Here is a 21,132-nt window from a genome sequence, read left to right as displayed (position 1 = left end):
CGTCAGGCGGCGGCGGCCGCGGCGGCGTGCGCGCGACCGATGCGGCGCAGGTACAGCACGAGCCCCGCGCCCGCCAGCATCAGGCTGACCGTGTTCGCGAACCAGAAGCCGCGCGCGCCGGTCAGCCACGCGGGCGCGATGCCGCCGACGTCGAAGCCGAGCACGTAGCCGCCGCTGAGTCCGACGCCCCACAGCGCGACCGCATAGATCACGGTCGGCACGATCGCCACCTTGTACGCGCGCAGCACGAACGCCGACGTGACCTGCAGCGCATCGAACACGTGGTAGCACGCGACGATCGCGACGAGCGGCATCGCGGCCGCGGCGACGGCCGGGTTCGGCGTATAGCCGCCGATGATCAGCGGGCGCAGCGCGAACACGAGCACGCCGTAGGCGGCGGCAACACCGCACGCGAACATCACGCTGTGCCGGCCGAGCAGCCGGGCTTCGTCGGCGCGTCCGGCGCCGAGCGCGCGCGCGACCAGCGTCGACGCCGCCACGCCGATCGACAGCGGCGTCATGTACAGCACCGCGCCGATGTTGCCGGCGATCTGGTGGCCCGCCAGCGTCGTCGTGCCGAACTGCGCGATGAACAGCGCCATGCACGTGTACGACGTGACCTCGATCAGGTACGACAGGCCCATCGGCACGCCGAGCTTCAGGATCGCCTTCTGCCGTTCCCACACGGGCCAGCAGAAGCGCGAGAAGATCGCGAGCGGCGCGAACACGTCGAGCTTCGCGAGCAGCGTGTAGCCGATCAACGCGAGCGCCCAGTTGATCAGCGTGCTCGCGAGCCCGCAGCCGGGGCCGCCGAGCGCCGGTACGCCGAGGCCGCCGAAGATGAACCACACGTTCAGCGGAAACTTGAGCAGCAGCGCGCCGATCTGCAGGATCATCGCGAGCCGCGGCTTGCCGGCCGCGTTGGTCAGCGCGTTGTAGATGCGGAACGCGAGGCTGGCGGGCAGCCCGTACGACAGGATGCGCAGGTAGTCGACGGTGCGCTCGTGCAGTGCGGCGGGCGCATGCGCGACGCGCAGCAGCGGTTCGGGAAAATGCAGCAGCAGGAAGCCGGGGATCGCGAGCAGCACCGCAAGCCACAGCGCCTGGCGCACTTCCTCGCCGATCTCGGCATAGCGCCGCGCGCCGTACAGTTGCCCGGTGATCGGCTGCAGCGCGGACAGGATGCCCGTCAGCCCGATATAGATCGATACGTAGATCGACGAGCCGAGCCCGAGCGCGGCGAGATCGACGGCCGAGTAGCGACCGACCATCGCGGTGTCGATCACGCCGAACGCGATGATCGCGAGCTGACCGACCAGCACCGGCCATGCGAGACCGACGATCCGGCGGATGTCGCCGAACATCGTCAATCGGCCGCCTGGCGGCGCGGCGGACGCCGCTTGACGGGCGTCTTCGGCCTTTCGATGCGTTCGTACAGGCGGAAGCGCTCGTCACGATCGGCGACACGGCGGCCTTCCCAGACGAGACGCCACACGTATTGCGACATCGCGCTCGGCTCGCCGAAGTCGGAGCGGTCCTGGCGCAGGATCACGTCGCAGTCGCCGGAGAAATCGAAATGCATGTTGCCGAAGTACGCAAAGGTCGCGATCTGCGCGTCGCCGAGCCGCACCGGCGAGATGCACTCGTAGTCGGACGGCAGGTGCACGGCGATCTGTTGCGCGACATCGCGATAGGTCCGGCCGTAGTTGACGATCGGCAGCCACAGCGTCATCAGCAGCACCCACATCAGCGTGGTGCCCGCGCCCGACAGCACGACGCTGCGCCACAGCACCTTGGGCTGTCGCGACACACGCCAGCGCACGATGAAGCACCAGCACACGGTGACGATCACCGCGCAGATGAACGACAGGATCTTGAAATGCGGCTCGTAGCCGGGCACGAGGCGCGCGAGGTTGCGCGCGAGCGGATGCGGGAAGCCGGTGAGCGACGCGAGCCACACCAACCACACGAAGGTGCCGAGGATCGTGAAGCTCAGCACCGCGAACCAGTCGATCGCGTTGATCGCGCCGCGCTTGAGGGTCGGCAGCGCGAAGGTCGCGAGCACTGCGAGCGGCGGCAGCAGCAGCATGTACATGCGGTTCGACTGCTGGCTTTGCAGGATCACGAGCGCGACGAGCGGCACGGCGACCGACAGCGGAATCGCGATGTGCGCACGGCGACGCATGCCGGCCCAGCTCCACCATGCCCAGATCGCGAGCGGCCACGCGGGCCACGTGAACAGCGGCAGGTTTTTCGCCGCATAGCCGAGCACGGCCGTCGGCGGGCCCGAAAAGCGCATCAGGCTGCCGTGGATCCACTGGTTGAAGAACCACGCGGCGTCGTCGGGCGCCGCGACGAACGCGGCGAGCGGCCACAGCGCGGCGATCGCGACCGCGAGCGGCAGGCCGACCAGCGGCAGGCGCAGGTTGCGCATCTCGGGCGTGACGAGCCACAGCGCGGCCGTGCCCGCGAGCAGCGCGACGACCAGCACCGGGTTGCCGGACAGCGCGACGAGGCCCATCGCGAGGCCCCACCACAGTGCGCCCTGCAGCGGCTTGTCGATGCCGCGCACGATCCCGTACACGAGCATCGCGATCCACGCGAACTGCGCGAGCTGCGGCGTCGTTTCGTGCCCGCGTTCCGCGAGGCCGAAGCAGGCGACGAGCACCAGCAGCGCGCCGTCCGCGAGCGTGCGGCCGTAGTCGCGCGGCTCGGGTTCGCCGCCGAACGCGTATTTGAACGGTTGAACCTCGGCGCGCCGGCCGAGCAGGTAGGCCGCGTACCAGACGAACGCGCACGCGACGCAGAACAGCACGCCGGTATCGACGCGCGACGCGTTGCTCGCGTCGACCCACGGGCCGAGGCCGCGGATCGACAGCGCGCCGAGCCAGTAGCCGAGTGGCCCGTCGGTGGTGATGAACTTGCCGACCAGGTTCGGCAGCAGCCAGTCGTGCCAGCCGCCCTTGGCCATCGTCCACATCACGCCGAAGCCCGCCGCGTCCTCGTTTTTCCACGGGTCGCGGCCGAACAGGCCGAACGCCGCGTAGACGAGGCAGAGCGTGAGCAGCAGCCAGCGCGGCAGCGCGCGCGTGGCGGAGGCGGTGAGACGGACGACAGGCTTCATGCAGATGAGCGATTTGTTATGGGCGGGCGGCCGGCGCGATCGCGCGCGGCCGAGCCGGTTTCGAGCATCCGGCATTGTAGTCGCGCCCGCTGTTGTGCGTCAGGTCGTTTCCCGGGCGCCGGCCGGCGCCTGGCGGGCGAGCAGAGACAAAAAAGGGCAGCCTGGGCTGCCCTTTCGTGCGGTACCGGTGCGTTGCCGCCGCCGGATCGGTGCAAAAGCTTACTTTGCAGCAGCCTTGCCGTTCGCGCGTGCGCCGAACTTGTTCTTGAACTTCTCGACACGGCCTGCCGTGTCCATGATCTTTTGCTGACCCGTGTAGAACGAGTGCGATTCCGACGACACTTCGATCTTGGCGAGCGGGTAGGTCTTGCCTTCGTGTTCGATGGTTTCACGCGTCTGGATCGTCGAGCGCGTGATGAACTTGAAGCCGTTCGACATGTCTTGGAAGACGACTTCGCGGTAGTCCGGGTGAATGCCAGGTTTCATGATTTTCCTTGGTGAGAGCGGTAGCCAACCCGCCGCTTGCCGTGTCGAGCCGCCCCGAAAGGAGCGATTCGGCTGACGTCAAGCCCGGCGCGAGCCACTTGCCTAAGGTCGAAAAACGGCGATTATGCCAGAAAATCAGACGGTTGACGAATAATTTTCACGGTGCGTCGAGCGCGCCGGTGCCGGCCGGATCTTGCCGGTAGTAGCGCGCGAGCAGCCGGTACAGTTCCGGAAATTCGGACTCGAACGCTTTCGGCCGCACGAACAGCGCCTCGCTGCACACCGCGAAGAATTCCGACGGGTGGTCGGCCGCATAGGGATCGATCAGCGAATCCCGCTCGAAGCGCGCCCACGCGCGGTCCGGCACCGCGTCGACGCGCGCGCAGAATTGGTCGTATGCGTGTTCGAACACGTCGGCCCATGCCTGGGCGTCGAGGTGCGGCGCATGCCAGCGGCGAAAAAGGGGCGGATAGCCGTCGGCCGCGCCGTTGACCATGTCGATCTTGTGCGCGAATTCGTGGATCACGACGTTGTACGCGTCCCGGCCGTCCGTCATCTGCGCGTCTTCCCACGACAGGATCACGGGGCCGCCTTCCCACGCCTCGCCGCTCGCATCCTGCTCGACTTCGTGGACGACGCCGTCCTCGTCCTGCACGGTCTTGCGGATCACGAATTCGCCCGGATACACGACGACGCCGACCCAGCCGTCATACAGCGACAGGTCGAGATTCAGCACGGGCAGACAGGCCTGCGCGGCGATCGCGACGATCATCGCGTCGGTCAGCTCGAGCCCGTGCGCGGTCGAAAACGATTTTTTCGCGACGAACAGGCTCGTCAGCTCGCGCAACCGGCCGAGCGCGTCGGGCGGCAGGGCGGCGAGGAACGGCAGGCGCTCGACGGTTTCGTGCCACAGCGCGTCGGGAATCGGATGGCTGCGCAGCGCGCGGTCGCGGCGGCGGTCGTCGAACCAGCGGGTCAGTTTCGAAAGCATGGAGGCTGCGGACGAAAATCCAAAGCCTGTCTTTTAACTCAATCGATCTGTTTTTGCCATGCCGCGAAGAGGCCGCCGACGAGCGCGACGCCCGCGAGGAAGTAAAAGCCGTCGAGCGATGCGAGGAACGACGCCTGTTGCGCGACCATCCGCGCAATCGACGCGATCGCGAGGCCGTGCGCGTCGTTCAGCGCGTGGCCCGCGGCCGCATAGCTGCGCGTCAGCGCGTCGGCGGTCTGCTGGAACAGCGGATCGAACACGTTCGCGCGCTCGACGAGCCGCGTCTGATGCATGGCCAGCCGGTGCTGCTCGACGATGATCACCGACGACGTCGCGAACGAGATCGTCAGTTGCCGCACGATGTTCTTCACCCGGTAGCCATGCGTGTACTCGTCGATCGCGAAGATCCGGAACGTGAGATTCGCGACCGGCAGCACGATGAACAGCAGCAGCAACCCGCGCAGCAGCAGCGGGACGACCAGCGCGGCTTCGCCGACCTGCGGCGTGATCCGCGTCATCGATAGCGCGGCCGTGACGGCGATCGCGAATCCCGGCACGACGAACCACTTCTTGTGCGTGACGAATTTCGCGTAGCGCAGGTAGGCGAACAGCGCGGTGGCCGAAATCAGCGACATCGTGCCGACCAGACGCCCGGCATTCTCGACCGGATAGCCGAGGCCGCCCTCGAGCAGCCGCGCCGTCAGGTAGCTGAAGCCCGTCGTCTCGTAGTAATAGAACATGTAGAGCAGCAGCCCGACCTGGAACGTCCGCTCTCGAAACGCATGCAGCCGCACGAGCGGCGTCGGGTGATGCCACTGGTGATACGCGAACCATGCGAGCGCGCCGAGCCCCGCGATCGTCAGCACGATCAGCATCGGCGAGCCGCTGTAGAGCTGGTAATGCACCTGCTGCAGCACGATCTGCAGCGCGCCTTGCGCGAGGGCGAACACCACATATGGCCAGAAGTGGCCGGAGCCGCGTTCGTCGTCCGGCGTGCGGCCCGAATCGGGCAGCGTGAGCAAGGCGAGGGCCGCGAACGCGATGCCGGCCGGCGCCGTGCACGCGAACAGTGCGCGCCACGTCGAATGCGCGACCAACAGCCCGCCGACGATCGGCGCGAGCGCGCTGCCGAGCAGGATCATGATCAGGAACGCGCGCGTCGCGGGCGGCCGTGCCTGCGGCTTGAAGCTGATCTGGATCAGGATCCGGCACGCGCCCATCATCGGGCCGATGAAATAGCCCTGGAAGCCGCGCGCGAACGCGAGCTCCAGCGACGTGTCGGCCAGCGCCGCCGCGATCGCGCCGAACGAGAACATCAGCATGCAGCCTGCGACGTAGCGGCGATGGCCGAGCCGGTCGACCCACCATTGCTGCTGCAGGATGCCGAGCACGGCCGTGACCGCGTAGGCGCTCGACGACCACACGAGTTCGTCGGGCGACGCGTTGATGCCGCCCGCGATGTAGCTTGCGAAGAACGAGAAGACGGCGTTGTCGAAGTAATCGATGCCGGTGACGAGCGCGAGCGCCCATGGAAACAGGTCCGCGCGCAGGTTCGCACGGCTCCACAGTGGCCGGTCCGGCACCGCGTTCATTCGCGATCCTTGCGTGCGCGGCGCGTGCCGGCCTCCGCCCGCCGCTGCGCGATCAGCGCATCGGCGTTCTCGCCGGCGAGGCGCCGCTCGACGTAATCGATGTCGTGCTGCAGTTCCTTGCGCAGCGCGACGGCTTCCTTCAGCTCGCGCTGGACGGCCGCGATCCGCCGGTCGAGCGTGTCGATCTGCTCGGCGAGGCCGGCGCGGATGTCGCGCAGCGATGCGTCCGAATAACGTCGCCGGCCGTCGCCCGTTTCTTCCAGCGGACGCTTCAGCATTTCGGTGATGCCATGCAGCGAGAAGCCGAGCGCACGCAGCCGCAGGATGCGCGCGAAGCGCTCGAGGTTGGCTTCGTCGTAGAGGCGGTAGCGGCCTTCGCTGCGCGACGGCGTGACGAGCCCGCGCTCCTCATAGTATTTCAGCGTGCGCGGCGTGACGCCGAGCCGCGACGCGGCGTCGCTGACGGTCAATAGCGGGGTGGAGGCGTCGTTCGGCATCGGATCGGGGGATTGGGCGGGACAATGACGCGATTATAGATCAACCTGTACGTTCACGTTCATGTTTGAATCGAAAAACGGCCGCCGGGCTGGATGCGCGGGCGGCCGTGTTGCGGAGCGGGAGGGCGATCAGCCGCCGCGGCGCATCAGGTCGAAGAACTCGGAATTGCTCTTCGTCTGGCGGATCTTGTCGAGCAGGAATTCCATCGCCTCGACTTCGTCCATGTCGTGGATGAACTTGCGCAGCACCCAGATCTTTTGCAGGATCTCGGGCTTGATCAGCATTTCCTCGCGACGCGTGCCCGACTTGTTCAGGTTGATCGACGGGTACACGCGCTTTTCCGCGAGACGGCGCTCGAGGTGCACTTCCATGTTGCCGGTGCCCTTGAACTCTTCGTAGATCACGTCGTCCATGCGGCTGCCGGTTTCGATCAGCGCGGTGCCGATGATCGTCAGCGAGCCGCCTTCCTCGATGTTGCGTGCCGCGCCGAAGAAGCGCTTCGGACGCTGCAGCGCGTTCGCGTCGACACCGCCCGTCAGCACCTTGCCCGACGCCGGGATCACGGTGTTGTACGCACGCGCGAGACGCGTGATCGAGTCGAGCAGAATCACGACGTCGTGCTTCATTTCGACGAGACGCTTCGCCTTCTCGATCACCATTTCGGCGACCTGGACGTGGCGCGTGGCCGGTTCGTCGAACGTCGACGCGATCACTTCGCCGGCGACCGAGCGTTGCATTTCGGTCACTTCTTCAGGGCGCTCGTCGATCAGCAGCACGAACAGGATCACGTCCGGGTGGTTCTGCTTGATCGCGTGTGCGATGTGCTGGAGCATCACGGTCTTGCCCGACTTCGGCGACGCGACGAGCAGGCCGCGCTGGCCCTTGCCGATCGGCGCGATCATGTCGATGATGCGGCCCGTGACGTTTTCCTCGCCGCGCATCTCGCGTTCGAGCGACAGCGGCTTGTTCGGGTGCAGCGGCGTGAGGTTCTCGAACATGATCTTGTGTTTCGAGGCCTCGGGCGGCTGCCCGTTGACTTTGTCGACCTTCACCAGCGCGAAGTAGCGCTCGCCGTCCTTCGGCGTACGGACTTCACCTTCGATGGTGTCGCCGGTGTGCAGGTTGAAGCGGCGGATCTGCGACGGGCTGATATAGATGTCGTCGGTGCTCGCGAGGTACGACATTTCCGGCGAGCGCAGGAAGCCGAAGCCGTCCGGCAGCACTTCGAGCGTACCGTCGCCGAAGATCGTCTCTCCCGTCTTGGCGCGCTTTTTGAGAATGGCGAACATCAGCTCCTGCTTGCGCAGGCGGTTCGCGTTTTCGATCTCCAGGCCGTTGGCCATTTCGATCAGTTCGGAGACGTGCAGAGACTTGAGCTCGGATAAATGCATACGGAGAACCCGCCAGGGAGGAGATGCGACGAAAGAAAATAAGGGAGGAGGGCGAGCGGAGGCGCTCAGAGACTTAAATGCGTCTTGTCGACGTTTTTTAATTCTAGCATAGCCCGATTCGCGCTTGAGCGAGCGATCGGCGGCGTGACGGCGGACGTGTTGCCGACTGACAACACGTCCGCGGAACTGCCGGTATTACAGGTTGCTGTCCAGGAATGCGGTGAGCTGCGACTTCGACAGCGCGCCGACCTTCTGCGCGGCGGCCGCGCCGTTCTTGAACAGGATCAGCGTCGGGATGCCGCGCACGCCGAATTTCGCCGGCGTGGCCTGGTTGTCGTCGACGTTGATCTTCGCGATCTGCAGCTTGTCGCCGTAGTCCTTCGCGACTTCGTCGAGGATCGGGGCGATCATCTTGCACGGGCCGCACCATTCGGCCCAGAAATCGACGAGCACGGGCTTGTCGGACTTGACGACGTCCTGTTCGAACGATGCGTCGCTGATGTGTTTGATCTGTTCGCTCATTGGGTCAATACCTCTTACGGTTCGGGGACTGCCTGCTTGCGCGTTGCAGCGTACCGGCCTCCGTAGGCTGCCGGCCGCTGCGGCAGGGCACTCCGCCTTCCGGGACGGAGGGACGTAAGCGCTGCATGCCGCGGCTCGCGGGTCGTTCGGGCGTCATATTAGCCTAAATTGCTATCTGCTGCGGGCGGCGATAGTAGCCGCTATGCGAGTAGGGGTACGACGCGACGTTCGACCGTCGTGCCACGCAGGTGGAGGCCGGTCCGCCAATTACAAGGGGCGGGCCGCGTGCAACGTGTCTGAATGAGCGAAGCGCGGGTTTGCCCGGCGAGATTCGCATTGATGCGAACAAACGGTCGCATTCGTCCGGAAGCGGTGATAGAATATGCCGTGACGGGCCTCCTCGCATGGTGGGGCGGTGAACCTGGTCAGGTCGGGAACGAAGCAGCCACAATCGTTTTCCGCCAGTGCCGAGGGTTGGGCTCGTCACCTTCCTTCTCGCCCCGTTCGCAGGGCGTTTTTATTTCTGCTTCACACTCCGTTCGACCTGCGCCTTGCCCGTGTTCCGCACCGTTTCGTGTGTCGGCGCGACGCAGCGTTACTGATACAATTTCCCGATGACCTATCAAGTTCTCGCACGCAAGTGGCGTCCGAAGGATTTCGCTTCGCTCGTCGGCCAGGAGCACGTCGTCAGGGCGCTCACGCACGCGCTCGACGGCGGGCGTCTCCATCACGCCTATCTGTTTACCGGAACCCGCGGTGTCGGCAAGACGACGCTGTCGCGGATCTTCGCGAAGGCGCTCAACTGTGAAACCGGCGTCACGTCGCAGCCGTGCGGCGTCTGTCGCGCCTGTCGCGAGATCGACGAGGGCCGTTTCGTCGATTACGTCGAGATGGACGCGGCGAGCAACCGCGGCGTCGACGAGATGGCCGCGCTGCTCGAGCGTGCGGTGTATGCGCCCGTCGATGCGCGCTTCAAGGTCTACATGATCGACGAAGTGCACATGCTGACGAACCACGCGTTCAACGCGATGCTGAAGACGCTCGAAGAGCCGCCGCCGCACGTCAAGTTCATCCTCGCGACGACCGATCCGCAGAAAATTCCCGTCACCGTGCTGTCGCGCTGCCTGCAGTTCAACCTGAAGCAGATGCCGGCCGGACACATCGTGTCGCATCTCGAGCGGATCCTCGGTGAAGAGCAGATCGCGTTCGAGCCGCAAGCGCTGCGCCTGCTCGCGCGCGCCGCGCAGGGCAGCATGCGCGACGCGCTGTCGCTGACCGACCAGGCGATCGCCTATTCGGCGAACGAGGTGACCGAGTCGGCGGTGTCGGGCATGCTCGGCGCGCTCGACCAGACTTACATGGTGCGCCTGCTCGACGCGCTCGCGGCCGGCAACGGCCCGGAAATCCTCGCGATTGCCGACGAGATGTCGCTGCGCAGCCTGTCGTTCTCGACCGCGCTGCAGGATATCGCGAGCCTGCTGCACCGGATCGCCTGGGCGCAGTTCGCGCCGGGCTCGGTGCTCGACGAATGGCCGGAAGCGGCCGACCTGCGCCGTTTCGCGGAAACGCTGAGCGCCGAGCAGGTGCAATTGTTCTATCAGATCGCGACGGTCGGGCGCGCCGAACTCGGCCTGGCGCCGGACGAATATGCCGGTTTCACGATGACGCTGCTGCGGATGCTCGCGTTCGAGCCGGCCGCTGGCGCCGGCGGCGCGCCGGGCGGTCAGCCGTCCGTGCCGCCGCGTGCGGTGCCGGCCCCGCGCGCAGCCGCGGCACCGGCCGCCGCTGCGGCGAAGCCGGTGTCGGCCGCGCCCGCTGTCGCAGCGCGACCGCAAGCCGCGGCGCCTGTTGCGCCGGTCGCGCGTTCGGCGCCGGCGCAATCCGGTGACGAAGCCGCCCGGCCGGTCGCCAAGCCGGCGGTCGTTTCGGCGCCGGCAGAAGCAGCCGTTTCGGCGCCCGAAAAGGCAGCACCGGCACCGGTCGCGGCCGACGCTCGAGCGATCGAGCCGCCGCAGCCGCAGCCGGACGAGAAGGCAGCGCCCACCGGCGACGCGCCGCCTCCCACCCGTGGACCCGAGCCGGCGGCCGTTGCCGCCGTGCAGCGAAACGACGAACCGGCGCCGCAGCCCGAACCGGCGCCGCGCGCCGTGTCGCCCGAGCCGGCCGCCGCCCGTCCGGCGGCGCGGGCGGGCGGTGCTGCCGCCGCGCTCGACGTGCTGCGCAATGCAGGGATGCGCGTGTCGTCGGACCGCGGGCGCGCAGGCGCGGCAGCGAAGCCGGCGGCATCCCAGCCGGCCGCCGAGAAACCGGCCGCGCCGCGTCCCGCCGTCCAGGTGCCGACGCCGCGTGCCGTCGCCCGCGCGCCGCAGGCAGCCGAATCGCGCCAGCCGTCGCCGCCGTGGGAAGACATCCCGCCGGACGATTACGTGCCGCTCAGCGCCGACGAAATGTTCGGCGGTTCCGACGACGGCTTCGTGCCGGTATTCGACAGCGGTCCCGACGATGTGCGCGTGACGCCGAAGCCGGCGGAAGCCCGTCCGGCCGCGCCGATCGACACGCGCCCGTTGCCGCCCGCGATCGCGCTCGATCCGATCGGTTTCGACGGCGAATGGCCGGCGCTGGCCGCGCGGCTGCCTCTGAAGGGAGTCGCGTACCAGCTCGCGTTCAACAGTGAGCTGACGGCCGTCGATGCGAGCGCATTGAAGTTGTCCGTGCCGGTGCCGCAGTATGCGGACGCCGCGCAGGTGGCGAAGCTGAAGGCCGCACTGGCCGATGCGCTCGGCAAGCCGGTCGAGGTGAGCGTCGAGGTCGGGCCCGCACGGCGCACCGCGGCGGCGCTCGATGCGGCCGCGCGCGCGGCGCGCCAGCGCGAAGCCGAGCAGGAGATTCACGGCGATCCGTTCGTCCAGCAGCTCGTGCGCGACTTCGGTGCGCGCATCGTCGAGGGGTCGGTGCGCCCGCTCGCCGATTCGGCGCCGGACGGTGCACCGCCCACGCTCCATTGAACTGACCGCCCCGCGACAGGCACAATCACGCCCCGCACACATCGGCCGGCACGCGCCGCGTGCCGGTTTTCATACGATCAAGAAGGAGTATTCCCATGTTGAAAGGCAACCTCGCCGGACTGATGAAGCAAGCGCAGCAAATGCAGGAAAACATGAAGAAGATGCAGGAGCAGCTTGCGCTGATCGAGGTCGAAGGGCAGTCGGGCGCCGGCCTCGTCAAGGTGACGATGACGTGCCGCAACGAAGTGCGCCGCGTGTCGATCGACCCGAGCCTGCTCGCGGACGACAAGGACATGCTCGAGGATCTCGTCGCCGCTGCGTTCAACGACGCGGTGCGCAAGGCCGAAGCAACGTCGCAGGAAAAGATGAGCGGCATGACGTCGGGCCTGCCGCTGCCGCCGGGCTTCAAGCTGCCGTTCTGAGCGGCGCGTCCTTGTCACCGTTTGCCGCCGTATGAAACAGCCGTCCGCCTTGTCCGCTCTCGTCGAAGCGTTGCGCGTGCTGCCCGGCGTCGGGCCGAAATCCGCGCAGCGCATGGCGGTTCACCTGATGCAGCACGATCGCGAGGGCGCGGAGCGGCTCGGCCGGTCGCTGCTGTTCGCGACCGAGCACCTGCAGCACTGCGAGAAGTGCAACACGTTCACCGAAGCGCAGATCTGCGAGGTCTGCAGCGACGAGGAGCGTGATCCGACGCTGCTGTGCGTCGTCGAGACGCCTGCCGACCAGATCATGCTCGAGCAGACGATGACCTACCGCGGGCTGTATTTCGTGCTGATGGGGCGACTGAGCCCGCTCGACGGAATCGGCCCGAAGGAAATCCATTTCGACCGCCTCGTGCGGCGCGCATCCGACGGCGTCGTCAAGGAAGTCGTACTCGCGACCAACTTCACGAACGAAGGCGAAGCCACCGCCCATTACCTCGGCCAGACGCTCAAGGCGCGCGGGCTGGCGGTGACGCGCCTCGCGCGCGGCGTGCCGGTGGGCGGCGAGCTCGAGTACGTCGACGCGGGCACCATCGCCCGCGCGATGCTCGACCGCCGCACGATGTAAGCCGGGCGTCGCCTGCCGGCGGCGCCGTTCCTCATGCCAGGGAGACACATGAGCACCAGCCAGGGCCCGCTCGCGGGCGTCAAAGTGCTCGAATTCGGAACGCTGATCGCGGGGCCGTTCGCGTCGCGGCTGTTCGCCGAATTCGGCGCGGAAGTGATCAAGATCGAGGATCCGAACGGCGGCGACCCGCTGCGCAAGTGGCGCAAGCTCCACCCGGAGCAGGGCGGCACGTCGCTGTGGTGGTCCGTGCAGGCGCGCAACAAGAAATCGGTCACGCTGAACCTGAAAGCCGACGCCGGCAAGGCGATCGCGCGGCAGCTCGCGAGCGAGGCCGACATCGTGATCGAGAATTTCCGTCCGGGCCTGCTCGAAAAGCTCGGGCTCGGCTACGACGTGCTGTCGGCCGACAATCCGGGCCTCGTGATGGTACGCCTGTCCGGCTACGGGCAAACGGGCCCGTACCGCGACCGGCCCGGCTTCGGCGCGATCGCCGAATCGATGGGCGGGCTGCGTCACATCACCGGCTATCCGGATCTACCGCCGCCGCGCATCGGTATCTCGATCGGCGATTCGATCGCCGCGCTGCACGGCGTGATCGGCGCGCTGATGGCGCTTCATCACCGCAAGGTCAACGGCGGCGCGGGGCAGGTGGTCGACGTTGCACTGTATGAAGCCGTTTTCAACATGATGGAAAGCGTGGTGCCCGAGTACGGCGTGTACGGGATGGTGCGCGAGCGCACCGGCGCGTCGCTGCCGGGCATCGTGCCGTCGAATACGTACGCGTGCCGCGACGGCAGCATCGTGATCGGCGGCAACAGCGATCCGATCTTCAAGCGGCTGATGAAGGCCATCGAGCGCGACGACCTCGCCGACGATCCCGCGCTCGCGCAAAACGACGGGCGGGTGCCGCGCACGCAGGAAATCGACGACGCGATCGCCGCGTGGCTCGCGCCGCGCACGATCGACGAGGCGCTCGTCGTGCTCAATGCGGCCGACGTGCCGGCCGGGCGCATCTACAGCGTGGCCGACATGTTCACCGATCCGCAGTTCGTCGCACGCCAGATGATCCAGCGTTTCAAGCTGGCCGACGGCACCGACATTCCGCTGCCGAACATCACGCCGAAGCTGTCGGACACGCCGGGCGAAACGCGCTGGCTCGGTCCCGAACTCGGCGAGCATACCGACGAGGTGCTGCGCGGCCTCGGCTACGACGCGCACGCGATTGCCGCGCTGCGCGAGGCGGGCGCGATCTGAGCGTGGCCGGCGTGGTGCTTTGCGCCGGGTCGCTCGACGAAGGGTTCCCCGACGAGATTTTCTCCGGGCGGAAAACCCGGCGGCCCGGTGTTTTCCCCAGCGCGCGGAATGTCGCCGCGCAGTGCGGCGGCGCATCGCGTGCCCATGCGTATCCCGCCCGTCCGCGGCGGCCGGACTGTCGCTCTCGCGCCATCTTTCCTCGGTTACAATCGCCGGATGCGAATCCTACTCAGCAACGACGACGGCTATCTCGCCCCCGGTCTCGCCGCGCTCAGCGAAGCGCTGCAGCCGCTGGCCGAGCTTACGGTGATCGCGCCCGAGCAGAACTGCAGCGGCGCGTCGAATTCCCTCACGTTGTCGCGGCCGCTGTCGGTGCAGCGCGCAGCGGGTACGGGTTTCTTCTACGTGAACGGCACGCCGACCGATTCGGTGCACGTCGCGCTGACGGGGATGGCCGACACGAGGCCGGACATCGTCGTGTCCGGCATCAACAACGGCCAGAACATGGGCGAAGACACGCTCTATTCGGGGACAGTTGCGGCCGCCACCGAAGGCATCATGTTCGGCGTGCCGGCGATCGCGTTCTCGCTGGTCGACAAGGGCTGGGCTCATCTGGCCGATGCCGCACGTGTCGCGGCGGAAATCGTCGCGCACTACCTCGCGCATCCGCTGGCCGGCCAGCCGCTGCTGAACGTCAATATCCCGAACCTGCCGTACGACCAACTGAAGGGCTGGAAGGTCACGCGCCTCGGCAAGCGTCATCCGTCGCAGCCGGTGATTCGCCAGACCGACCCGCGCGGCGAGCCGATCTACTGGATCGGCGCCGCGGGCGACGCGCTGGACGCCAGCGACGGCACCGATTTCCACGCCGTCGCAAACGGTTTCGTGTCGATCACGCCGCTGCAGCTCGATCTCACGCATACGCAGATGCTGCCTGCGACGCGCGAATGGGCGCGCGCCGGAGGGCGGGCTTCATGAGCGGCGAGCGCGCGAAGCGGTTCCCGCTCGCGCTCGAAGATCTCAAACGAGCGCCACGCAAATCGGAAGGTCGGGCCGGCGAACGCCAAGCGGCGGGCGCGGTGCCGAAGGCCGCCGACAAACCCGCAGCCGGACTGAAACCGGTTGCGGTGAAGCCGGCCGCCGCGCGGGTGCCGCTGTCGGGCACCGCCGTCGCGAAACCGGCGACCGCACCGAAGCCGACCGCGCTGAAACCTGCGCTGCCGAAGCCGGCTGCGCCGAGCATCGCGCCGGCCGGCGCATTCGCCCTCACGTCGGAACGCGTGCGCGAGCGGATGGTCGAACGGCTGCGCGCGAACGGCGTGACCGATGCGCGCGTGCTGGACGCGATGGCCGCGGTGCCGCGCCACCTGTTCGTGGATCCCGGGCTCGCGACGCAGGCCTACGAGGATTCGGCGTTGCCGATCGGCCACCAGCAGACCATTTCTAAGCCGTCGGTCGTCGCGCGCATGATCGAGCTCGCGATGGCCGGCCGCACGCTCGAGCGCGTGCTCGAGATCGGCACGGGCTGCGGCTATCAGGCCGCCGTGCTGAGCCACGTGGCGCGCGACGTGTACTCGATTGAACGCATCAAGCCCCTCTACGAGCGCGCGAAGCTGAACCTGCGGCCGCTGCGCGTGCCGAACATCCGTCTGCATTACGGCGACGGGCGTGTCGGCCTGCCGTCCGCGGCTCCGTTCGACGCGATCGTGATCGCCGCGGCGGGGCTCGACGTGCCGCAGGCGCTGCTCGAGCAGCTCGCGATCGGCGGGCGGCTCGTCGCGCCGGTCGGCGCGCAGAGCGGGCAGCACCAGGTGCTCACGCTCGTCGAGCGCGTCGCGCACGCGCAATGGCGAGAGTCCCGGCTTGATCGCGTTTTCTTTGTCCCTTTAAAATCCGGAGTGATTTGAAACCGATGAGTATGTTGCGCGCGATGCAAAACAACCGATCCAGGGAACCGCTCACGCTCGCCCAGCGCGCGATCTGTGTGGCTGCGTTCTCCACGCTACTGGCCGCCTGTGCGACGCGGCTCGACAACGCGCCCGTCGTCGATCGCTCCGGGTCGCTCGGCACGACCGCCGCCGCGCAGCCCGCGGCGCCGCTTCCGCCGGCGCCGCCGGGTTACTACCGGGTGAAGCCGGGCGACACGCTGTACCGGATCGCACTCGAAAACGGCCAGAACTACCGCGACATCGCGGCGTGGAACAATCTGGCGAACCCGAATCAGATCGAAGTCGACCAGCTGCTGCGCGTGTCGCCCCAGGCCGGCGCCGCGGTCGCGGGCACGCCGGCCGCCGCGCCGATCGTCGGCGGTGCGGTCGCGACCGCGCCGCTGAGCAGCGGTCCGGCCGCGCCGGCTGCAGGCACGTCGTCCGCGCTCGCCGCCACGCCGCCGGCCGCGGCAATCGGGTCGAGCGATACGGCGGCTGCTCCGAGCGGCCCCGTGACGTTCGCGTGGCCCGCGCGCGGCCCCGTGCTGAACGGGTTCGACGATGCGAAGAACAAGGGTGTCAATATCGGCGGGACGGCCGGCGAGGCCGTGAAGGCGGCGGCGGACGGCCGCGTCGTTTACTCCGGCAACGGTCTGCGTGGTTACGGCAACCTCATTATCATCAAACACGATGCGACTTACCTCACGGCGTATGCACACAATCGCGCTTTGATGGTAAAAGAGGGGGACGCGGTGACGAAGGGGCAGAAGATCGCCGAGATGGGTAACAGCGATGCCGACCGCGTGATGCTGCATTTCGAGGTTCGCCGGCAGGGTAAGCCTGTCGATCCGCTGAAGTATTTGCCGCCTCAATAACCGAGACGACCATGCCGAAATCGAAGCGCCACGAGCCGCAAGCCGAGTCTGAGAAGATCAGTCGTGCCACGCAAGCATCGGTGGGGCGAGTAGGTGCTTCGACGGACGACGAAGACGACGTCGCGGAAAACGAACGCGATCTCGAGGCGCGCGACGCCGACACGGACGGTGGCGACGACGAGCGCGAAGGCCGCCAGGAAGCCGCGCCCGACGTCGACGATTTCCGCACGCTGCTGCAGGCCGAGCTCACGGCCGACACGATCCAGCATTACCTGAACCGCATCAGCGTGAAGCCGCTGCTGACCGTCGAGGAAGAGCAGCGCTATTCGCGTCTGGCGAAGGCCGGCGAATTCGAGGCGCGGCAGGTGATGATCGAGCGCAACCTGCGGCTCGTCGTCAGTATCGCGAAGGGCTACCTGAACCGCGGCGTGCCGCTGCTCGACCTGATCGAGGAGGGCAATCTCGGCCTGATGCACGCGATCGAGAAGTTCGACCCGACGCGCGGTTTCCGTTTCTCGACCTACGCGACGTGGTGGATCCGGCAGAGCATCGAGCGGGCGATCATGAACCAGGCGCGCACGGTGCGCCTGCCCGTGCACGTGATCCGCGAACTGAACCAGGTGCTGCGCGCGAAGCGCCATCTCGAAAAGAATTCGATGTCGACGGGCGAAGCGGCCGAGCGCCGCGAAGCCAGCATCGACGACATCGCCTATCTCACCGGCAAGACCGCCGAGGAAGTCACCGATATCCTCGCGCTCAACGAACACACGGCGTCGCTCGACGCGCCGCTCGACCTCGATCCCGCGAGCAGCCTGCTCGACCTCCTGCCCGACGACCAGAGCCAGTCGCCCGACGCCGAGGTGCAGCACCGCGAGCTCGAAACGCTGACACGTGCGTGGCTGTCACGTCTGTCCGACAAGCACCGGCATGTGATCGAGCGCCGCTTTGGCCTGAACCACATCGAACCGGCGACGCTCGAGGAGCTCGCCGACGAGATGGGGCTCACGCGCGAGCGCGTGCGGCAGATCCAGCAGGAAGCGCTGGTGCGCCTCAAGCGGTTCTTCGCCTCCAACGGCGTGCGCAAGGACGCCGTTCTGTAACCGATGACCCCGATCCTTGTTTTTGACATCGAGACGATTCCCGATGTCGACGGCATTCGCCGTCTGGAAGATCTGCCCGCGACGCTCGACGATGCCGCGGTAGCCGAACACGCGTTTGCCGCACGTCGCGAGAAGACCGGCGGCGATTTCCTGCCGCACCATCTGCAGCGGATCGCGGCGATCTCGTGCGTGTTCCGCGACAACAACGGTTTTCGCGTGCGCTCGCTCGGCACGCCGCAGGACAACGAAGCGACGCTGATCCAGTCGTTCTACCGCGTGATCGAGAAATACACGCCGCAGCTCGTGTCGTGGAACGGCGGCGGTTTCGATCTGCCGGTGCTGCATTACCGCGCGCTCGTGCACGGTATTCCCGCCACCCGCTACTGGGATCTCGGCGAGGACGACCGCGAATTCAAGTGGAACAACTACATCTCGCGCTATCACTCGCGGCATACCGACCTGATGGACGTGCTCGCGATGTATCAGGCGCGCGCGAACGCGCCGCTCGACGCGCTGGCGAAGCTGTGCGGTTTCCCGGGCAAGCTCGGGATGGACGGCAGCCAGGTGTGGCCGGCGTTCCGCGACGGCCGGATCGACGAAATCCGCAACTATTGCGAAACCGACGTCGTCAATACGTACCTGTTGTATTGCCGGTTCCAGTTGATGCGCGGCGGCCTGACGCCGAGCGAGTACGCGGACGAGATCCTGCTCGTGAAGAATGCGCTCGCGCTGGAGCCGGCGCCGCACTGGGCCGAATACCTGGCGGGCTTCGATGCGTAGCGCGGACGGCCCGCGCCGCAACCGGCGCAATCAGGCCAGTTCGAGCAGCACCGGCTGGTGATCGGACGCGCGTACGTCGCCGTCGATCTCGCAGCGGATGACGCGCGGCAACAGCGTGTCGGTCACGAACACGAAATCGCACGCGAGCGGGCCTTCCGACCATTGCACCGTATCGTAGACGCCGGCGGTCGGCGGCGGTGTACGACCGGGATGCCGTGCGACCCACGCGTCGACGAAACCCGGTGCGTCGGCAATCGGCTCGAGGAAGCGCCGGTACGCATCGCTGTCGAATGCACTGTTGAAATCGCCGCAGACGATCGCATCGCGCGGTTGTCCGGTCGCGCTGAACGGCCCGTCGGCGGTTTCGGCGGGAGCGGGGTGTTCCGCATGCGCGCAGGCTTCGCGATGTCGGTCGCGTAGCGCATCGACCTGTGCCAGCCGCTGGCGCGCCGAGTAATACTCCAGATGCGTGGTGACCACGCGCAACCATCCGAAGGGCGCCCGCAACTCGATATCGAGCGCGACGCGCGGCATCGACGGCGCGCCGGCATCGGCTGGCCAAGGCAGCGATCGGCGCAGCACGCGCCCGACCGGCAACCGCGTGGCGATCGCGTTGCCAAACTGGCGGCGCGGTGCGTCTGGCCGGATGGACGGCAGGTCGGCGCCGATCGCGCCGACGATCGTATAGCCAGGCAGCAGCGCCGCGAGTTCGGCGAACTGGTCGGGGCCTGGCCGGCCGGGCAGTGCGTCGAAGCCGCGCGTGACCTCCTGCAGGCACATCACGTCGAAATCGCCGAGCCGACGGAGGGCCGCGACGGTACCGGCAAGATCGACGACACCGTCGGCGTCCCGACCCCATTGGATGTTCCAGTCGATCAATCGCATGGTCGAATCTCCTTGGTCCGGTGCTGCGAGCAGAACCCGTGCCGCCTGCGCGGCCGCGCATCGCGCCCGGTCGGCCGCGTGCGACCGGGCGCGGGGTGGTCAGCCGCTTATGCGCCACGCAGCGCGCCATGCGCACCGGCATCGGCGCTTGCGTGACGAAAGCGCGCGACGGGAGCCTTCGTCGTCTACAATCTCGCCTTCTTCAACGTTTGTCAGGAAAAGCTGGTGTCCGAAGCCGTCCCCACTTCTGCGCGCAAATCGAAAAACGCGCCCGTCGCGCCCGGGCCCGCCCCGGTTCTCGAGATCGAATCGCTCGACATGGAAGCGCGCGGTGTCGGCCGAACGATGACCGAGGACGGTCAGCCGGGCAAGGTGATCTTCGTCGAAGGCGCGCTGCCGGGCGAGCGCGTGACCTACTCGAGCTATCGCCGCAAGCCCAGCTACGAGCAGGCGACGGTCGTCGACATTCTGCGCCCGAGCGTGATGCGCACGCAGCCGAAGTGCACGTTCTTCGGCACCTGCGGCGGCTGCTCGATGCAGCATCTCGACATGCGCGCGCAGGTGGCGGTCAAGCAGCGCGTGCTGGAAGACAATCTGTGGCACCTGGCGAAGCTGCGTGCGGAAACGATGTTCGCACCGATCCACGGTCCGTCGTGGGGCTATCGCTACCGGGCGCGCCTGACCGTGCGCAACGTCGCGAAGAAGGGCGGCGTGCTGGTCGGGTTCCACGAGAAGAAGAGCAGCTACGTGGCCGACATGACGAGCTGCGAAGTGCTGCCGCCGCACGTGTCGGCGATGCTCGTGCCGCTGCGCCGGCTCGTCGAGGGGCTGTCGATTCGCGACCGGATGCCGCAGATCGAACTCGCGGTCGGCTCGGCCGTCACCGCGCTCGTGCTGCGCGTGCTGGAGCCGATCAACGCGGACGACGAAGCGCTGCTGCGCGCGTTCGCGGACGAGCACAACGTGCAGTTCTGGCTGCAGCCGAAGGGGCCGGACACGGTGACGCCGTTCTACCCGCTCGACGTATCGCTCGATTACACGCTGCCGGAATTCGGCATCCGCATGCCGTTCAAGCCGACCGACTTCACGCAGGTCAATCACCAGATCAACCGCGTGCTGGTGGGGCGTGCGCTGCGCCTGCTCGCGCCGTCGCGCGACGATCGCGTGCTCGACCTGTTCTGCGGGATCGGTAACTTCACGCTGCCGCTCGCGCGACTGGCGCGCGAAGTGATGGGCATCGAGGGCAGCGACACGCTGACCACGCGTGCGCTCGCGAACGCACGCGAGAACGGTGTCGACGGCCACACGACGTTCGCGTGCCGGAACCTGTTCGAGGTGACGGGCGACGATCTCCGCGCGCTCGGCGCATTCGACAAGTTCCTGATCGACCCGCCGCGCGAAGGCGCGCTCGCGGTGTCGAAGGCGCTGGCCGAGATCGCGCAGAGCGGCGCAGGCCCGCTGCCGAAGCGCATCGTCTACGTGTCGTGCAACCCGTCGACGCTCGCGCGCGATGCGGGCCTGCTCGTGCACGAAGCCGGCTACCGGCTGAAGGGCGCCGGGGTCGTGAACATGTTCCCGAATACGTCGCACGTCGAATCGATCGCGCTGTTCGAGCGCGACTGAGCCCGGGCGGCGGACGTAAAAAAACCGG

19 protein-coding genes and 1 other RNA gene are annotated in these 21,132 nt (G+C 67.4%); 11 read left to right on the top strand and 9 right to left on the bottom strand.

Features of this window, described 5'->3' with window-relative positions; all coding sequences use genetic code 11:
* Positions 1–2 precede the first annotated feature (2 nt).
* The 8 genes from CFB49_RS10055 to trxA all read right to left on the bottom strand — a co-directional run bounded on the left by CFB49_RS10055 (position 3) and on the right by trxA (position 8,604).
* Positions 3–1,364, bottom strand: a complete 1,362-nt coding sequence (locus tag CFB49_RS10055; protein ID WP_089491260.1) for an MATE family efflux transporter — start codon at positions 1,362–1,364, stop codon at positions 3–5.
* Positions 1,365–1,366: 2 nt separating this feature from the next.
* A complete protein-coding gene (locus tag CFB49_RS10050; protein ID WP_089435125.1) occupies positions 1,367–3,199 on the bottom strand; it encodes an ArnT family glycosyltransferase in 1,833 nt (610 codons plus the stop codon).
* A gap of 144 nt (positions 3,200–3,343) precedes the next feature.
* Positions 3,344–3,610, bottom strand: coding sequence for a type B 50S ribosomal protein L31 (locus CFB49_RS10045; RefSeq protein WP_011549676.1), 267 nt, complete (start codon positions 3,608–3,610; stop codon positions 3,344–3,346).
* A 157-nt stretch (positions 3,611–3,767) separates the two neighbouring features.
* Positions 3,768–4,601, bottom strand: coding sequence for a zinc-dependent peptidase (locus CFB49_RS10040; protein ID WP_069621260.1), 834 nt, complete (start codon positions 4,599–4,601; stop codon positions 3,768–3,770).
* 38 nt (positions 4,602–4,639) lie between these two features.
* Positions 4,640–6,193, bottom strand: a complete 1,554-nt coding sequence (locus CFB49_RS10035) for an MFS transporter (protein WP_089491259.1) — start codon at positions 6,191–6,193, stop codon at positions 4,640–4,642.
* Positions 6,190–6,690: a MerR family transcriptional regulator gene (locus CFB49_RS10030; RefSeq protein ID WP_069621262.1), complete on the bottom strand. Its 501-nt coding sequence runs from the start codon at positions 6,688–6,690 to the stop codon at positions 6,190–6,192. The genes CFB49_RS10035 and CFB49_RS10030 overlap by 4 nt, the downstream gene beginning before the upstream one ends.
* Positions 6,691–6,819: 129 nt before the next feature.
* Entirely contained in the window at positions 6,820–8,082 is a 1,263-nt protein-coding gene (gene rho / locus CFB49_RS10025) for a transcription termination factor Rho (protein ID WP_006478662.1), read from the bottom strand.
* 195 nt (positions 8,083–8,277) lie between these two features.
* Positions 8,278–8,604: a thioredoxin TrxA gene (gene trxA, locus CFB49_RS10020; RefSeq protein WP_006761155.1), complete on the bottom strand. Its 327-nt coding sequence runs from the start codon at positions 8,602–8,604 to the stop codon at positions 8,278–8,280.
* A gap of 389 nt (positions 8,605–8,993) precedes the next feature.
* On the opposite strand from trxA, the gene ffs reads away from it, so the two are divergent.
* The 10 genes from ffs (at position 8,994) to CFB49_RS09970 (ending at position 18,596) form a co-directional block, all read left to right on the top strand.
* Positions 8,994–9,092: signal recognition particle sRNA small type (gene ffs, locus CFB49_RS10015), an RNA gene on the top strand.
* Positions 9,093–9,218: 126 nt separating this feature from the next.
* On the top strand, positions 9,219–11,609 hold the full coding sequence (locus CFB49_RS10010) for a DNA polymerase III subunit gamma/tau (RefSeq protein WP_089491258.1): 2,391 nt from the start codon (positions 9,219–9,221) through the stop codon (positions 11,607–11,609).
* Between the two features lie 95 nt (positions 11,610–11,704).
* Positions 11,705–12,031, top strand: coding sequence for a YbaB/EbfC family nucleoid-associated protein (locus tag CFB49_RS10005; protein ID WP_006482124.1), 327 nt, complete (start codon positions 11,705–11,707; stop codon positions 12,029–12,031).
* A 31-nt stretch (positions 12,032–12,062) separates the two neighbouring features.
* Entirely contained in the window at positions 12,063–12,659 is a 597-nt protein-coding gene (gene recR, locus CFB49_RS10000; protein WP_006478665.1) for a recombination mediator RecR, read from the top strand.
* Positions 12,660–12,707: 48 nt separating this feature from the next.
* Complete coding sequence (locus tag CFB49_RS09995) at positions 12,708–13,913, top strand: CaiB/BaiF CoA transferase family protein (protein WP_089491257.1); 1,206 nt, start codon at positions 12,708–12,710, stop codon at positions 13,911–13,913.
* 216 nt (positions 13,914–14,129) lie between these two features.
* On the top strand, positions 14,130–14,891 hold the full coding sequence (surE, locus tag CFB49_RS09990) for a 5'/3'-nucleotidase SurE (RefSeq protein ID WP_089435120.1): 762 nt from the start codon (positions 14,130–14,132) through the stop codon (positions 14,889–14,891).
* Positions 14,888–15,820, top strand: coding sequence for a protein-L-isoaspartate(D-aspartate) O-methyltransferase (locus CFB49_RS09985; protein ID WP_089491466.1), 933 nt, complete (start codon positions 14,888–14,890; stop codon positions 15,818–15,820). Before surE ends, CFB49_RS09985 begins: the two co-directional genes overlap by 4 nt.
* A 5-nt stretch (positions 15,821–15,825) precedes the next feature.
* Positions 15,826–16,716: a peptidoglycan DD-metalloendopeptidase family protein gene (locus CFB49_RS09980; protein WP_069620846.1), complete on the top strand. Its 891-nt coding sequence runs from the start codon at positions 15,826–15,828 to the stop codon at positions 16,714–16,716.
* 11 nt (positions 16,717–16,727) lie between these two features.
* Positions 16,728–17,816 carry an RNA polymerase sigma factor RpoS gene (gene rpoS / locus CFB49_RS09975; RefSeq protein ID WP_050013199.1) on the top strand — a complete coding sequence of 363 codons (1,089 nt, stop codon included), beginning with the start codon at positions 16,728–16,730 and terminating at the stop codon, positions 17,814–17,816.
* Positions 17,817–17,819: 3 nt separating this feature from the next.
* On the top strand, positions 17,820–18,596 hold the full coding sequence (locus tag CFB49_RS09970; protein ID WP_059645787.1) for a 3'-5' exonuclease: 777 nt from the start codon (positions 17,820–17,822) through the stop codon (positions 18,594–18,596).
* A 30-nt stretch (positions 18,597–18,626) separates the two neighbouring features.
* On the opposite strand, the gene CFB49_RS09965 is transcribed toward CFB49_RS09970, so the two are convergent.
* Positions 18,627–19,481: an endonuclease/exonuclease/phosphatase family protein gene (locus CFB49_RS09965; protein ID WP_089491256.1), complete on the bottom strand. Its 855-nt coding sequence runs from the start codon at positions 19,479–19,481 to the stop codon at positions 18,627–18,629.
* A gap of 222 nt (positions 19,482–19,703) precedes the next feature.
* On the opposite strand from CFB49_RS09965, the gene rlmD reads away from it, so the two are divergent.
* A complete protein-coding gene (gene rlmD, locus CFB49_RS09960) occupies positions 19,704–21,104 on the top strand; it encodes a 23S rRNA (uracil(1939)-C(5))-methyltransferase RlmD (protein ID WP_261320236.1) in 1,401 nt (466 codons plus the stop codon).
* Positions 21,105–21,132 lie beyond the last annotated feature (28 nt).

Source organism: Burkholderia sp. AU17457, from assembly GCF_002223255.1.
GTDB lineage: Bacteria > Pseudomonadota > Gammaproteobacteria > Burkholderiales > Burkholderiaceae > Burkholderia > Burkholderia sola.
This window is presented reverse-complemented; position numbering and strand designations above follow the sequence as displayed.

Coding starts and splice junctions, on each gene's coding strand:
- CFB49_RS10055 (WP_089491260.1), bottom strand. CDS start 1,364: ATGTTCGGCGACATCCGCCGGATCGTCGGTCTCGCATGGCCGGTGCTG.
- CFB49_RS10050 (WP_089435125.1), bottom strand. CDS start 3,199: ATGCCGGATGCTCGAAACCGGCTCGGCCGCGCGCGATCGCGCCGGCCG.
- CFB49_RS10045 (WP_011549676.1), bottom strand. CDS start 3,610: ATGAAACCTGGCATTCACCCGGACTACCGCGAAGTCGTCTTCCAAGAC.
- CFB49_RS10040 (WP_069621260.1), bottom strand. CDS start 4,601: ATGCTTTCGAAACTGACCCGCTGGTTCGACGACCGCCGCCGCGACCGC.
- CFB49_RS10035 (WP_089491259.1), bottom strand. CDS start 6,193: ATGAACGCGGTGCCGGACCGGCCACTGTGGAGCCGTGCGAACCTGCGC.
- CFB49_RS10030 (WP_069621262.1), bottom strand. CDS start 6,690: ATGCCGAACGACGCCTCCACCCCGCTATTGACCGTCAGCGACGCCGCG.
- rho (WP_006478662.1), bottom strand. CDS start 8,082: ATGCATTTATCCGAGCTCAAGTCTCTGCACGTCTCCGAACTGATCGAA.
- trxA (WP_006761155.1), bottom strand. CDS start 8,604: ATGAGCGAACAGATCAAACACATCAGCGACGCATCGTTCGAACAGGAC.
- CFB49_RS10010 (WP_089491258.1), top strand. CDS start 9,219: ATGACCTATCAAGTTCTCGCACGCAAGTGGCGTCCGAAGGATTTCGCT.
- CFB49_RS10005 (WP_006482124.1), top strand. CDS start 11,705: ATGTTGAAAGGCAACCTCGCCGGACTGATGAAGCAAGCGCAGCAAATG.
- recR (WP_006478665.1), top strand. CDS start 12,063: ATGAAACAGCCGTCCGCCTTGTCCGCTCTCGTCGAAGCGTTGCGCGTG.
- CFB49_RS09995 (WP_089491257.1), top strand. CDS start 12,708: ATGAGCACCAGCCAGGGCCCGCTCGCGGGCGTCAAAGTGCTCGAATTC.
- surE (WP_089435120.1), top strand. CDS start 14,130: ATGCGAATCCTACTCAGCAACGACGACGGCTATCTCGCCCCCGGTCTC.
- CFB49_RS09985 (WP_089491466.1), top strand. CDS start 14,888: ATGAGCGGCGAGCGCGCGAAGCGGTTCCCGCTCGCGCTCGAAGATCTC.
- CFB49_RS09980 (WP_069620846.1), top strand. CDS start 15,826: ATGAGTATGTTGCGCGCGATGCAAAACAACCGATCCAGGGAACCGCTC.
- rpoS (WP_050013199.1), top strand. CDS start 16,728: ATGCCGAAATCGAAGCGCCACGAGCCGCAAGCCGAGTCTGAGAAGATC.
- CFB49_RS09970 (WP_059645787.1), top strand. CDS start 17,820: ATGACCCCGATCCTTGTTTTTGACATCGAGACGATTCCCGATGTCGAC.
- CFB49_RS09965 (WP_089491256.1), bottom strand. CDS start 19,481: ATGCGATTGATCGACTGGAACATCCAATGGGGTCGGGACGCCGACGGT.